A 13,197-nucleotide genomic window follows, 5' to 3' on the forward strand; every position below is an offset into this window, starting at 1 on the left:
ACGGCGCCGGGCCCCGGGGCGGGCGGTCAGCTCAACGGCAGGGTGATCCGCGCCAACGTTCCGGCGGTGTCGGGCAGCGCGCTGAGCTCGAAGGTCCCCGACAGATCCTTGACGAGCGCCGTCACGATCGACAACCCCAGGCTGTGCGACGACGCCAGGTCGAACCCGTCGGGCAGCGGCAGGCCGTCGTTGGTCACGTCCACCACCAACATCTCGCCGCTGCGCCGTGGCTGCACCACGACATGCCCGGCGGATTCCCGGACGCCGTGCTCCAGGGCGTTCTGCAGCACCTCGGTCAGCACCAGCGACAGGTGCGTGGCGACATCCGCGGGCACCAGGCCGAACGACCCCCGGCGCTCCATGGCCACGGCGACGCCCGTGTTCGCGACGTCGCGCACCATCGCCATCAGCCGGTCCGCGACGTCGTCGAACCGCACCGAGGCGTCGAACCCCTGCGAGAGGATCTCGTGGACCACGGCGATCGCGGAGACGCGCTTCTGGGCGTCCGACAGGGCCCCGATGGCTTCGGCGGACGACGTGCGGCGCGTCTGCAGCCTCAGGAGGGCGGCGACGGTCTGCAGGTTGTTCTTCACCCGGTGGTGGATCTCGCGGATCGTGGCGTCCTTGGTGACGAGCTGCCGCTCGCGCGTCCGCAGGTCCGTCGTGTCGCGGCACAGGACGAGCCAGCCGTGGGGGGCGTCGTGGACGCACAGCGGCATGCTGCGCAGACGCACGATGCCGGCGCGCGTCTCCACCTCGGTCTCCCGCGCGCGGCGCGCTCCGAGCAATGGCCCCGTCACCTCTTCGACCGGTTCACGCCGCGACGCCATGAGGGCGGTCAGCATGCCGGTGAAGTTCTCGCCCAGGACGTCACCCGCCCAGCCCAGACGTCGGAAGGCGCTCACGGCATTCGGGCTGGCGAACGTCACGGTCCCGTCCTCCGAGACGCGGAAGGCGCCGTCGCCCACGCGCGGGCTGCTGAAGGGAACCGGGGCGTGCCCCACCACCGGGAACTCGGCGCGGTGCACCATGGCCAGCAGCAGACCGGCCACCTCGAGGTAGGTGTCCTCCAGGGCGCCCGGCGCGCGGACGCCCATGCGGTTCGTGTGGAGTTCGACAATGCCGATGCAGCGGCCCTCCCGCAGGACCGGCACCGCGTGCACGTCGACCGGGATGCCGGCGTGCAGCTTGTTGCCGCTCGTCATCGCGATCTCCCGGCTGAGGTAGGCCTCGGTGACGAGATGTTCGGGGTCGTAGGCGATCTCCTCGCCGACCACATCGTCCTCCAGGGCCGTGGGGCCGGTGGTGGGCCGACACTGGGCGGCCGCCCAGAACACGTTGTCGTCGACGTCGGGCACCCAGAGGATGAGGTCGGAGAACGACAGGTCGGCCAACATGTCCCACTGGTCGGTGAGCCCCACGAGCCAGCCGGTGTCGTCGTCGGACAACGCACAGTGCTGGGCCACGACGTCCGTGAGGCTGAGCATGCGCGCCATGATAGGACGTCCGCCTGGTGCCGCCCGCACCGCGCCACGTCGATTTCGCGGGCCCGGACGGGCATGACACAATGGCTCCTTGCGCCGTTCGGCGCGATCGACGTGAGGAGGCCCACATGGGTAAGGGTGGCCGCAAGCGCAAGGCCCGCAAGAAGAACGCAGCCAACCACGGCAAGCGTCCCAACTCCTGAGGCGACAGCCCGGGACGACGACGAAGGCCCCTCCCCGTGCGGGGAGGGGCCTTCGTGCGTCCCGGGTGTGTCGCGCGGGTCAGCGCGGCTCGTGGAACTCGATGCGCGTGTAGCTGACCTGGGTGATCTGGGTGACGATGCGGGCGCGCAGCGCGGGCGGGGCCACCTGGCCGGTGCAGGAGCGGTGCACGATCCGCTTCAGGGCGTCGACAAGATCGGCGACCTCCAGACAGTGCTCGCAGGCGTCGATGTGGTGGCGCAGTTCGTCGGCGGCCGTGTCGTCCAGCTCACCGTCCAGCAGGGCTTCGACGCGCCGGGCCACGGCGCGACAGTCGACGGGTTCCTGCGTCATCAGCGGCCCCCCGTCCCGATGCCCAGGGAGGCGGCGTGGTCGGCGAGCATGGAGCGCAGCTGCGTCCGGCCGCGGTTGAGGCGGCTCATCACGGTGCCGATCGGCGTCCCCATGATCTCGGCGATCTCCTTGTAGGAGAACCCCTCGACGTCGGCGAGGTACACGGCGAGCCGGAAGTCGTCCGAGAGCGCGTTCATCGCGTCCGTCACCACCGAGTCGGGCATGCGGTCCAGGGCATCCATCTCGGCGCTGCGCAGGCCGGTGGACGTGTGCTGCTCCGCGCGGGCGAGCTGCCAGTCCTCGACGTCCTCGCCGAACGCCTGCTGCGGTTGGCGCTGCCGCTTGCGGTAGGTGTTGATGTAGGTGTTCGTCAGGATGCGGTACAGCCACGCCCTGAGGTTCGTACCGGGGCGGAACTGGTGGAACGAGGAGAACGCCTTGGCGTAGGCCTCCTGGACGACGTCCTCGGCGTCGGCGGGGTTGCGCGTCAGTCGCAGGGCCGCGCCGTACAGCTGGTCGAGGAAGGGCAGCGCATCGCGCTCGAACCGGGCGGCGCGCTCGGCGTCGGTTTCCGTCTGGACGTCGACCACGGGGGTCTCGTCGGTGCTCGGGAGGTCCATCAGGTACGAGACTACCCCGGAGGTCGGCACCGGCGCGCGCCCCGGCGCGGCGGTGGGTGCGGGTGCCAGCGTCATCACGCCTGTCGCAACGGCCACGGGCACGCGGATATTCCGTTCGGTGTTCCCGGTCGTCAGTGACGGATGGTAGGAATGGGGCATGAACCTTCTGCGTGGTGTCGGCCGCATGTTGCTCGGCGGCTTCTTCATCGCGAACGGCGTGAAGGCCGTTCGCGACCCCGGTCCCTTCGTCGAGGCCGCCCAGCCGCTGGCCGACCGGGTGGTCCCGCTCGTCCAGGGCGCCCTGCCCCCGGAGGTGTCCGCCTACGTGCCGCAGGACACCAAGACGCTGGTCCGCGTCAACGGCGTCGCCCAGGTGCTCGGCGGCCTCGGGATGGCGACGGGCATCTCCAGCAAGGGGGGCGGCACGCTCGCGGCCCTCTCGATGCTGCCGCACGTCGTGGCGGCCAAGGAGGCCGGCGCGGACGCCGCGACCTCGCGCAGCCTGTTGGTGCGGAACCTGGCTCTGCTCGGTGCCGCCCTCGTCGTGTCGCAGGACACCCGCGGCAAGCCCAGCCTGCTGTGGAAGGCCAACGCGACCCGCGTCCAGCTCTCCCGCGACGCCGAGCGGGCCAAGAAGTCGCTGGCCAAGGACGCCTCGCACGTCGCCGAGCTAACCATGAAGGACTTCAAGCGCCTCAAGCGCGAGGCCCAGCTCCAGGCGAAGGCCGCCCGCAAGAGCATCGAGGGCGCTCTTCCGTGAGGCCCTGGGTCGCGCCGACCCCGGCCGGCCCGGTGACCGGGAGCCTCACGGTGCCCGGCTCGAAGTCCGCCACCGCGCGCGGCTACGTGTTGGCCGCGCTCGGTGACGGCCCGTCGGTGCTCACGGGCGTCCTCGACGCCCGGGACACGCGGCTGATGCGCGCCGCCCTCGCGTCGCTGGGCGTGGACGTGACCGACCTGGCGCCCGGCGTGGTGCGCGTCGCACCGCCGGCGGTCTTCACCCCCGGTGACATCGACTGCGGCTTGGCGGGCACGATCATGCGGTTCGTGCCCGCGCTGGCCGCGCTGGCCGACGGCCCGACCCGGTTCCGCGGCGATCCTGAGGCCTCCGCCCGCCCGGTGGCACCCCTGTTGGACGGCCTGGGGCAGCTGGGCGTCCGGGTCGACCACCCGGCCTCCGTGCCCTTCACCGTGCACGGCACCGGTGCGGTTCCGGGCGGCACGGCGCGCATCGACGCGTCCGCGTCCAGCCAGTTCGTGTCGGGGCTGCTGCTGGCGGCCGCCCGGTTCGACGCCGGGCTGGAACTGGTCCACGCGGGCGCGCGGGTGCCCTCGCCGCCGCACATCCGGATGACCCTGGCCATGCTGGCCGACCGCGGGGTCGTGGCGTCGGCGTCCGCGAACGACACCGCGTGGCGCGTGGCCCCCGGCCCGATCGCCGCCCGCGACGAGACCATCGAACCCGACCTGGTGAACGCCGCGACCTTCCTGGCCGCCGCGCTGGTGACCGGCGGTGCCGTGACCGTGCCCTGGCCGCGGCACACCGTGCAGGCCTCGGACGCGATCCTCGGCACCCTCGCCGCGCTGGGCGGGGAGGTCGACGCCCGCACGGACACGGTGACGGTGAGCGGCACCGGCACCGTCACGGGCGCCGATGTCGACCTCACCCTGGCCTCCGAGCTCACCTGCGTGGTGGCCGCGCTGCTCGCGCTCGCCGACCGACCGGGCAGCATCCGCGGGGTGGGGCACGTCCGCCACCACGAGACCGACCGGCTGGCCGCCCTCACCGCCGAGCTCGGCGCGCGGGGGGCCCGCGTGGCCGAGACCGCCGACGGGCTCACCATCGCCCCGGGCCGGCTCACCGGCGGGCCGTGGCGCACCTACGCCGACCATCGCATGGCCCACGCGGGTGCCGTCCTCGGGCTGGCCGTCGCCGGCGTGGAGCTGGACGACGTGGATGCCACCACCAAGACCATCGCCGACTTCGGCACCCTGTGGCACACCTTGGTGGCGGCGTGAGTCGCCGCCGCGCCGAGCGGGACGAGCAGGACGGCTACGGCCGCCCGCCGCGGCGGACGCGTCCCCGCACGAAGGACCGGCCCGACTACTCCGAGGCCGCGGTGGGGACGGTCGTCGGCGTCGACCGGGGCCGGTACACGGTGGTGCTCGGTGCCGAGGACGGGGGCGGGGACGGGGACGCCCCACGCACGGTGCTCGCCACCAAGGCGCGTCAGCTGGGGCGCAAGGGCGTCATCGTCGGTGACCGCGCCCGCGTCGTGGGCGACACCTCCGGCGAGGAGGGCACGCTGGCCCGGGTCGTGGAGGTGGTCGACCGCACCACGGTGCTGCGGCGGACCGCGGACGACAACGACCCGTTCGAACGCCCCATCGTGGCGAATGCCGACCAGCTCGCGATCGTCACAGCGCTGGCCGACCCACCGCCACGGATGGGCATGATCGACCGGATCCTCGTCGGCGCGTACGACGCGGGGCTGGAACCGTTGCTGGTGCTCACGAAGGCCGATCTGGCCTCTCCGGACGCGTTGCTGGCGGCCTACGACGGGCTCGACGTGGGCGCGGTCGTCGTCGAGCCGGGAGCCGACCTCACCGATTTGCGCGGCCTGCTCGCCGGTCACACCACGGTGCTGGTGGGCCACTCGGGGGTCGGCAAGTCCACCCTCGTCAACGCGCTGATCCCGGACGCGGCCCGTGCCGTCGGGCACGTGAACGAGGTGACCGGACGCGGGCGGCACACCTCCACCTCGGCGGTGGCGCTGGCGCTGCCCGAGCCGGGTGGTTGGGTGATCGACACCCCGGGCGTCCGGAGCTTCGGCCTCTCCCACGTCACGACGGAGTCGGTGCTCGCGGCCTTCGACGACCTCGCCGCGCTCGTGACCGAGTGTCCGCGCGGTTGCCGGCACGACTCGACCGCCCCCGAGTGCGCCCTCGACGAGGCGGTGGCCGACGGGCGGTTGCGGGCCGAGCGGCTGGCGTCCTTCCGGCGCATGGAGCAGGTCTGGATGGCCGAGCCGACCTACACGTAGGTCCGGGAGCCTCCCGCGGCGCGGGGGCGTCCGTGCGTAGGCTGGCGGCCATGCCCGAACGAAGCTACGTGGACGACCTGCGGCTGGGCCATGTGCTCGCCGACACCGCCGACCAGATCACCACCGCCCGCTTCCGTGCCCAGGATCTGCAGGTGTCGACCAAACCGGACCTGACGCACGTCACGGACGCCGACACGGCCGTGGAGGACGCGCTGCGCAAGGTGCTCTCGCGCTCCCGGCCCCGCGATGCCGTGCACGGCGAGGAGCGCGCCGACACGGGCTGGGGGCCGCGCCGGTGGGTGATCGACCCCATCGACGGGACCGCGAACTTCGTGCGCGGCGTCCCGGTGTGGGCCACCCTGATCGCCCTCATGGAGGGTGACGAGGTGGTGGTCGGGGTCGTGTCGGCGCCGGGGCTGCAGCGGCGCTGGTGGGCAGCCCGGGGCGCAGGGGCGTTCACGGGCAAGTCGCTCGCGAGCGCGACCCGGCTGCAGGCGTCGTCGGTGGGTGCGGTGTCGGACGCCTTCTTGTCCTACAGCTCGGTGCGCGGCTGGGTGGAGTCGGGCCGCGGGCAACAGTTCGTCGACCTGATGCGCGACGTGTGGCGGACGCGCGCCTTCGGGGACTTCTGGAGCTACCTGCTCGTCGCCGAGGGCGGCGTCGACATCGCCACCGAGCCCGACCTGGCGCTGCACGACATGGCGGCGCTGGACGTGATCGTCCGGGAGGCCGGCGGCCGGTTCACCAGCATCGACGGGACGCCCGGCGTCGCGGGCCCGGGGGCGCTGGCGACGAACGGGCACCTGCACGACGCCGTCCTGTCCGCCCTGGCCCCGGTGGAACCCACCCAGCCCCTCGAGCTCTCCGACTGACCGGTGCGCCGGCTGCGCCGGGCAGGCGCCGGGCAGGCGCCGGGCAGGCGCCGGGCAGGCGCCGACACGCTCACTTCGGCCCGACACGCCGGGTTGTAACCCGGCGTGTCGGGCCGAAGTGAGCGTGTCGCGGCCCCCTGCGGGACGCGGGAGGCCTCAGGAGACGTCGACGCGCACCGTCGCGGGCATCGCCCGGAGGGCCGCGAGGACGGCGTCCGACGGGGTGTCGGCGATGTCCAGGACGACGTAACCCACGTCCCCCCGCGTCGCGAGCGTCTGGTGCTCGATGTTCGTGCCGTGCTCGGCGAGAATCGTGTTGATCGTCGCCAGCACGCCCGGCACGTTGCGGTGCAGGTGCCGGATGCGGTGCGCCCCCGCGCGCGGAGCGGGGACCCCGGGCAGGTTCACGCTCAGCACCGTCGAGCCGTTCTCGGCGAAGTCGGAGAGCTTGCCGGCCACGAAGGAGCCGATGTTCTCCTGTGCCTCCTGGGTCGACCCGGCCACGTGGGGGGTGAGGATGACGTTGGGGGTTCCTCGCAGCACGTGCTCGAAGGTGTGGCCGTTGCGCCGCGGCTCGGTCTCGAAGACGTCCACCGCCGCCCCCGCGAGATGGCCCGAGTCGAGGTGCCGCTTGAGCGCCGCGGTGTCCACCACGAACCCGCGCGACAGGTTCAGGAACAACGACCGCGGGCGCATCATCGCGAACTCGCGCTCGCCGAAGAAGCCGCGGTTCGTGGGCCGGCCGTCCACGTGGAGGCTGATCGTCTCGGCCTCGGCCAACAGCTCAGCCAGGGAGCCGCACCGCACCGCGTTGCCCAGGGCGAGCCTGTCGACCACGTCGTGGAACAGCACGCGCATGCCGAGCGACTCCGCGACGACGGAGAGCTGCGAGCCGATGTTGCCGTAGCCGACGATGCCCAGCGTCCGCCCCCGCACCTCGTGGCTGCCGATCGCCGACTTCACCCACTCCCCCGCGTGCATCCGCGCGTTGTGGTCGGTCAAGTGCCGCGCCATGCCGATGATCTCGGCGATGGCCAGCTCCACCACGCTGCGCGTGTTCGAGTAGGGCGCATTGAAGACGGCCACGCCGGCCGCGGTCGCGGCGTCCAGCGCGATCTGGTTCGTGCCGATGCAGAAGGCACCGATGGCACGCAGGTCGGGGGCGTTCTCCAGCACGCGCGGCGTCACGTGGGTGTTGGACCGGATCCCCAGCAGCGACACCCCGTCCAGGGCCGCGATCAGGTCGTCCTCCGCCAGGGCGGATCCGACGGTCTCCACCTCGAAGCCGCGCTCGGTCAGCAGATCGACGCCGGACGGGTGGATGTTCTCCAGCAACAGGGCTTTCACTGCCCTGATTCTAGGGCCCGCCCGCCGAACCGGGGAATCGCGCCCACGAGCGCCCGGGTGTAGGGGTGCTGCGGCGCGGCGAACACGGACGCCGCCGGCCCGGCCTCCACAAGCCGCCCGGCCTGCAGCACCACCGCGTCGGTGCACACATGCCGCACCACGGCGAGGTCGTGGCTGACGAACACCAGGGTCAGGTCGAGCTCGGCCACCAGGTCCATCAACAGGTTGAGCACCTGCGCCCGGACGGACACGTCCAGCGCGCTCACGGCCTCGTCGGCGATGAGCACGTCCGGCCCCGGTGCCAGCGCCCGGGCGATCGCGATGCGCTGCCGCTGCCCCCCGGAGAACTCGTGCGGGTAGCGGGCCGGCGCGTCCGCGGGCAGCCCGACGGCGTCCAGCAGCTCCGCGACGCGGGCGCGGGCGTCCACACCCCCCAGCTCGCGGCGGACCGACCGGGCCCGCAGCGGCTCGGCGATGATGTCGCCCACGTTCATGCGGGGGTTCAGGGACGCCCGCGGATCCTGGAACACGATCTGGACCCGCGAGCGCAGGAACCCCAGCTCCCGCTCCGGCACGCCCGTGACGACGCGGCCATCGAAACGGACCTCGCCCGCCGTCGGCGTGTCCAGCCCTGCCATCAGCCGGATGAGCGTCGACTTGCCCGAGCCCGACTCCCCCACGATCCCCAGCCGCTGCCCGCGCCCGACCTGCAGGCTCACCTCGTCCAACGCGACCACCCGGCGCACTCCCCGGCCGTACACGCGACGCAGCCCGCGCACGTCGAACAGCGCGTCGGACGCCTCCGCCCCGCTCATCGCGGCCCTCGGCTCCGGGCGCGTCCGACGTGGTCGGCCACCGTCGGCAACCGCGAGCCGGGTACCACCAGGTCGAGCCGGGAGGTGGCGACCAACCCGGCGGTGTAGGCGTGGGCGGGGGCGTCGAACACCTGCTGGGCGCTCCCCCGCTCCACGACCGTCCCGTCCAGCATCACCGCCACGTCGGAGCAGAGTTGGGACACCACCGCCAGGTCGTGACTGATGAACAGGCAGGCCGCACCCTCGGCGTCCAAGACCTCATCGAGCACGCGCAACACCGTGGCCTGCACGGTGACGTCGAGCGCCGTCGTCGGCTCGTCGCAGAGCACCAGCCGTGGCGAGTTGATCAGGGCCATCGCCGTCATCACCCGCTGGCGCTGGCCCCCGGAGAGCTGGTAAGGGTAGGAGTCGGCGATCCGCGCCGCATCGGTGAAGCCGACGGCGGTGAGCATGGCGAGCACCGCCTCGCGCGCGCGGCCGGCGTCCGCGCCGCGGTGCAGCCGGAACGCCTCCGCCACCTGGCGGCCGGTACGCATCGTCGGGTCGAGCGCCGTCATGGGCTCCTGGAAGATCATGCTCACCAGATCGCCGCGCAGGCGGGCCATCTCCTTGTCGCGCAACCCCACCAGCTCCCGGCCACCCAACCGGATCGATCCGCGGACGCGTGCCGTGTCCGGCAGCAGCCCCATGACGGCCAGCGCCGTCACCGTCTTGCCCGAGCCGGACTCCCCGATCAGGCCGAGCCGCTGACCGTCCTCGACCACGAGGTCGACCCCACGCAGGGCCGGTGGGCGGCGTCCGAACGCCACGGTCAGGTCGGTGATCTCCAGCAGGGCGCTCATGCCACCTCCGCCAGCCGCGGATCGAGAAAGTCGCGCAGCCCGTCGCCCACCAGGTTGAACCCCAGCACCGCCACCGCGATCGCCACGCCCGGCCACCACGCCTGCAGGGGGTCGCTGAAGAGGAAGGTCTGGGCGTCCAGCAGCATCCGCCCCCACGACGGGGTGGTGGGCGGGGTGCCCAACCCCAGGTAGCTCAGGGCCGCCTCGGCGAGAATCGCGAGCGCGAACGACACCGATGCCTGCACCCCGATCAGCGGGGCCACGTTGGGCAGCACGTGGCGCACGGTGATGGCCGGGCGCGACGTGCCGCAGGAGCGCGCCGCCAGCACGAAGTCGGACGCCAGCACCGTCACCGCACCGGCGCGCGTCACCCGCAGGAAGGCGGGCACGGACGCGATGCCGATCGCGGCCATCGCCGTCTCGGTGGAGCCGCCGAGGGCGCTGGCGAACAGGATGGCCAGCAGCAGCGCGGGGAACGCGTACATGATGTCGGTGGCCCGCAGCACCACCTCGGCCGCGGCGCGCGGGAGCTGGGCCGTCAGCAGGCCAAGGGGCACCCCCACCAGCGCGGCGACCCCCACGGCGATGACGCCGACGTACAGCGCGGAGCGGGCGCCGACGAGCAGCCGGCTGGCGATGTCGATGCCCATCCCGTCCGTACCGAGCACGTGCGGCCAGCCGGGACGCTGCAGCGGCGGGGCCGACAGCACGGCGGTGGGGTCGAACGGCGTCCAGACGAACGAGACCAGGGCCATGGCCACGACGAGGCCCACCAGCGCACCGCCGATCATGAGCTCGAGGCGTTTCACCGGTCGGCCCCCGTCCGCAGCCGCGGGTCGATGAACACGTAGCTGATGTCGACCAGCGCGTTGATGAGCAACACCGCCAGCACCAGCAGCATCACGATGCCGCGCACGACGACCAGGTCGTTGGAGATGACCGAGGTCAGCAGCAGCGACCCCAGGCCGGGCAGCACGAACACCCGCTCGATGACGATCGCCCCCACCAGCACCGACGCGAGCTGCAACCCGATGACCGTGACCAGCGACACCGCGGCGTTCCGCAGGCCGTGCCGGGCAAGCGCGCGCCACGGCGTCCAGCCGATGGAGCGGGCGGTGCGGAAGTGGTCCTCCCCCAGCACCTCCAGGAAGGCCGAACGCACGTAGCGGATCAACACGGCGGCCTGCACGAGGCCGAGCGAGACGACCGGCAGCACGAGGTGGGACGCCCACTCCAGCGGGTCCGAGCGCAGCGGCACGTAGCCGTTGGCCGGCAACCAACGCAGCCCGATGGCGAAGACGACGACCAGCAGGATGCCCGCCCAGAAGGCCGGCACCGCCATGCCCACCTGCGCGAGGGCCGAGGTGAGGAAGCCGGGCCAGCGCCGCCGCTTCAGCGCCGCGAGGGCGCCCAGCGGCAGGGCGATCGCCGCCGCCAGCAGCAGGCCGAGGCCGGCCAGCCAGGCGGTCACGCCGACCCGCGGGCCGATGAGGTCGCGCACCGGCAGCCCCGAGAGCCACGACTGGCCGAAGTCGCCCCGCACCATGCCCCCCACCCAGGCGAGGTACTGCTCGGGCAGCGGACGGTCGAGCCCCAGCTGGGCCCGCCGCGCAGCGACCTGGTCGGCCGAGGCACCGTCGCCCAACAGCACGCGCGCGATGTCACCGGGTAGGGCCTGGGTGATGGCGAAGATCACGACGGACGCCACGACCAGGCCGAGCGCGAAGACGCCCAGCCGGACGCCGATGGTCCGCAGCACTCCGGCCGACCTCAGGCGCTCGCCATGGTGGTGACGTCGAACGACAGGGTCGTGGCATTGGGCGGCACGCCGGTGATCCCGGCTCGGGTGATGACGAGGTTCGGCAGGACGAACAGCCAGATCGCGGCGGCGTCCTCGCCCAGGAAGCGGGCCGCGGCGCGCATGCCGTCGACGTAGTCCGCCGGGTCGGCCTCGTCGGCGGCCCTGACGAGCGCGTCGAACTCGGGGTTGGCGTAACGCCAGTAGTAGTCGGGGTTGGCGAACGTGATGAGGTCGCGGGCCTCCACGTGGGAGACGATGGTGAGGTCGTAGTCGGCGTTGCCGTACACCGTCTCGATCCAGCGGGCGGGGAACTGCACCTCCTCGACCTGGGCAGTGACGCCGACCGCGGCCAGCTGGCTCGCCACGAACTGGGCGGCGCGGGTGGCGTACGGCAGCGCGGCGGGGCGCAGCCGCAGGGTCAGGGCGGGGTGGCCCGCCTCGGCGAGCAGCGCCCGGGCCGCGTCGGGATCATAGGCGTGGAGGCCGGAGAGGTCCTCGTAGTAGGGGTCGGTCGGCACCGACATGGTGCCAATGACCGTGCCCTTGCCGGCCCACACCGTGTCCACCAACGCCCGCTTTTCGATCGCCATCGTGAGCGCCTTGCGCACGCGGGGGTCGGCGAGCACGGGGTTGGCGTTGTTGACGCCCAGCACCACCTCGCCGTTGGTCGTCCCTTCCACCACGGTGAAGCGCGCCGGGTCGGCGAACTGGGGCAGCGCGTCGGGCGCCTGCAGGTTGGCGATGACGTCGATCTGCCCCGACAGCATCGCGGCGTTGAGTGCGTTGGCGTCGAGGATGTAGCGAATCGTCACCTCGTCGAAGTTGGCCGGGGTGCCCCAGTAGTTCTCGTTGCGGGCCATGACGATGGCGTCCCCCGGCGTCCAGCGCGTGACCGTGAAGGGCCCCGAGCCGGCGGTGGCGCTCGCGGCGCCACCGAAGCCGGCGGGATTGATCACGACCCCCGGCGTGGAGGACATCTCGTACAGCCACAGGTTGGACGGCCGCGCGAGCCGCACCTGGAGCGTCCCGGCGTCGACCGCGGTCACCTCCTCCACCACGGCCATGACGCCCTTGAGCCGGGACGCGATGCCGGGATCGGTGCGAATCCGGTCGATGTTCTGCGCCACCGCCTCCGCGGTGACGGGGCTGCCGTCGGAGAAGTGCGCGGCCGGGTTGAGGGTGAAGGTGTAGGTGAGCCGGTCCGGCGTCAGGTCCCACCGTTGAGCGAGCAGCGGCCGGAGCGCGCCCTCGGCGTCCACCCGCAGCAGCGTCTCGTACACGTTGTACAGCAGCGCCTGCGGGATCGCCGCGGCGGGGCTGGCGGTGGGGTCGAGCGTCGGCGGCTCGGCGGTCGCGCCGATGACCAAGGTGCGACCGCCGGCTCCGGGCGCGGACGTCTGGCCCGGGGCCGGTGACTCCGACGGGCGGGCGGAGCACGCTGACGCCGTGGCCGCGGCGATGATGCCGGCGACCAGGGGCAGCGACCGGCGGGAGAACCGCACCGGATCCTGGGGCGCTGACGGGGCCATGTGATCTCCTTGGACGAGAGCGTGGCGAGCGCGGTCAGCCTACCGTGCAGCGCGACCCGGCCGACGCACCGGCGAGAGGGGCTTGCAGGACGTGGCGCCGGCTCCCGGCCACCCGGCTGTCCGGCTGCTCTGGCCCCCTGCTGCCGGACCCCTGCTGCCGGCCTCCTGCTCCTGGCCCCCGGCTCTTGCCCCGCTCCTGTCGCCCCGCCGGGCCGGCTGGCCCGCGGGGGTCACTTCCAGCATGCATCAACGCGCCGATTTGGTGTGGGCGGGGATGGGGAGTAACGT

Annotated in this window: 14 protein-coding genes; 5 read left to right on the forward strand and 9 right to left on the reverse strand. The window is 72.9% G+C overall.

Features of this window, described 5'->3' with window-relative positions; translation table 11 throughout:
- Positions 1-26: 26 nt before the first annotated feature.
- Complete coding sequence (locus PCC79_RS09670) at positions 27-1,487, reverse strand: sensor histidine kinase (protein WP_342371689.1); 1,461 nt, start codon at positions 1,485-1,487, stop codon at positions 27-29.
- Between the two features lie 125 nt (positions 1,488-1,612).
- On the opposite strand from PCC79_RS09670, the gene PCC79_RS17405 reads away from it, so the two are divergent.
- Positions 1,613-1,687, forward strand: coding sequence for a 50S ribosomal protein bL37 (locus PCC79_RS17405; protein WP_416046553.1), 75 nt, complete (start codon positions 1,613-1,615; stop codon positions 1,685-1,687).
- Between the two features lie 79 nt (positions 1,688-1,766).
- Here the strand turns inward: PCC79_RS17405 and rsrA are convergent, their stop codons facing one another.
- Positions 1,767-2,039 carry a mycothiol system anti-sigma-R factor gene (gene rsrA / locus PCC79_RS09675; protein ID WP_342371690.1) on the reverse strand — a complete coding sequence of 91 codons (273 nt, stop codon included), beginning with the start codon at positions 2,037-2,039 and terminating at the stop codon, positions 1,767-1,769.
- A complete protein-coding gene (locus PCC79_RS09680) occupies positions 2,039-2,659 on the reverse strand; it encodes a sigma-70 family RNA polymerase sigma factor (protein ID WP_342373612.1) in 621 nt (206 codons plus the stop codon). Before PCC79_RS09680 ends, rsrA begins: the two co-directional genes overlap by 1 nt.
- 157 nt (positions 2,660-2,816) lie before the next feature.
- Here PCC79_RS09680 and PCC79_RS09685 point away from each other — a divergent pair, with 157 nt between their 5' ends.
- The 4 genes from PCC79_RS09685 to PCC79_RS09700 are packed head-to-tail and all read left to right on the forward strand — an operon-like array spanning position 2,817 to position 6,575.
- Positions 2,817-3,419: a DoxX family membrane protein gene (locus PCC79_RS09685; protein ID WP_232547718.1), complete on the forward strand. Its 603-nt coding sequence runs from the start codon at positions 2,817-2,819 to the stop codon at positions 3,417-3,419.
- A complete protein-coding gene (aroA, locus tag PCC79_RS09690; RefSeq protein ID WP_342371691.1) occupies positions 3,416-4,678 on the forward strand; it encodes a 3-phosphoshikimate 1-carboxyvinyltransferase in 1,263 nt (420 codons plus the stop codon). Before PCC79_RS09685 ends, aroA begins: the two co-directional genes overlap by 4 nt.
- The gene (gene rsgA / locus PCC79_RS09695; protein ID WP_232547716.1) at positions 4,675-5,703 is read left to right on the forward strand and encodes a ribosome small subunit-dependent GTPase A; all 1,029 of its coding nucleotides are present in this window, start codon (positions 4,675-4,677) and stop codon (positions 5,701-5,703) included. Before aroA ends, rsgA begins: the two co-directional genes overlap by 4 nt.
- 50 nt (positions 5,704-5,753) lie before the next feature.
- Positions 5,754-6,575, forward strand: coding sequence for an inositol monophosphatase family protein (locus PCC79_RS09700; RefSeq protein ID WP_342371692.1), 822 nt, complete (start codon positions 5,754-5,756; stop codon positions 6,573-6,575).
- A 156-nt stretch (positions 6,576-6,731) separates the two neighbouring features.
- Here the strand turns inward: PCC79_RS09700 and serA are convergent, their stop codons facing one another.
- From serA to PCC79_RS09730, 6 genes are read right to left on the reverse strand one after another with little or no spacing between them, the layout of a single operon-like run.
- Complete coding sequence (gene serA, locus PCC79_RS09705; protein ID WP_342371693.1) at positions 6,732-7,922, reverse strand: phosphoglycerate dehydrogenase; 1,191 nt, start codon at positions 7,920-7,922, stop codon at positions 6,732-6,734.
- Positions 7,919-8,737, reverse strand: a complete 819-nt coding sequence (locus PCC79_RS09710) for an ATP-binding cassette domain-containing protein (RefSeq protein ID WP_342371694.1) — start codon at positions 8,735-8,737, stop codon at positions 7,919-7,921. The genes serA and PCC79_RS09710 overlap by 4 nt, the downstream gene beginning before the upstream one ends.
- Positions 8,734-9,579 carry an ABC transporter ATP-binding protein gene (locus PCC79_RS09715; protein ID WP_342371695.1) on the reverse strand — a complete coding sequence of 282 codons (846 nt, stop codon included), beginning with the start codon at positions 9,577-9,579 and terminating at the stop codon, positions 8,734-8,736. The genes PCC79_RS09710 and PCC79_RS09715 overlap by 4 nt, the downstream gene beginning before the upstream one ends.
- A complete protein-coding gene (locus PCC79_RS09720; protein WP_232547713.1) occupies positions 9,576-10,388 on the reverse strand; it encodes an ABC transporter permease in 813 nt (270 codons plus the stop codon). Before PCC79_RS09720 ends, PCC79_RS09715 begins: the two co-directional genes overlap by 4 nt.
- Positions 10,385-11,338: an ABC transporter permease gene (locus PCC79_RS09725; protein WP_232547712.1), complete on the reverse strand. Its 954-nt coding sequence runs from the start codon at positions 11,336-11,338 to the stop codon at positions 10,385-10,387. The genes PCC79_RS09720 and PCC79_RS09725 overlap by 4 nt, the downstream gene beginning before the upstream one ends.
- An 11-nt stretch (positions 11,339-11,349) precedes the next feature.
- Positions 11,350-12,909, reverse strand: coding sequence for an ABC transporter substrate-binding protein (locus PCC79_RS09730; RefSeq protein ID WP_342371696.1), 1,560 nt, complete (start codon positions 12,907-12,909; stop codon positions 11,350-11,352).
- Between the last annotated feature and the right edge of the window lie 288 nt (positions 12,910-13,197).

The sequence above is a fragment of the Propioniciclava soli genome, from assembly GCF_038502305.1.
Lineage (GTDB): Bacteria > Actinomycetota > Actinomycetes > Propionibacteriales > Propionibacteriaceae > Propioniciclava > Propioniciclava soli.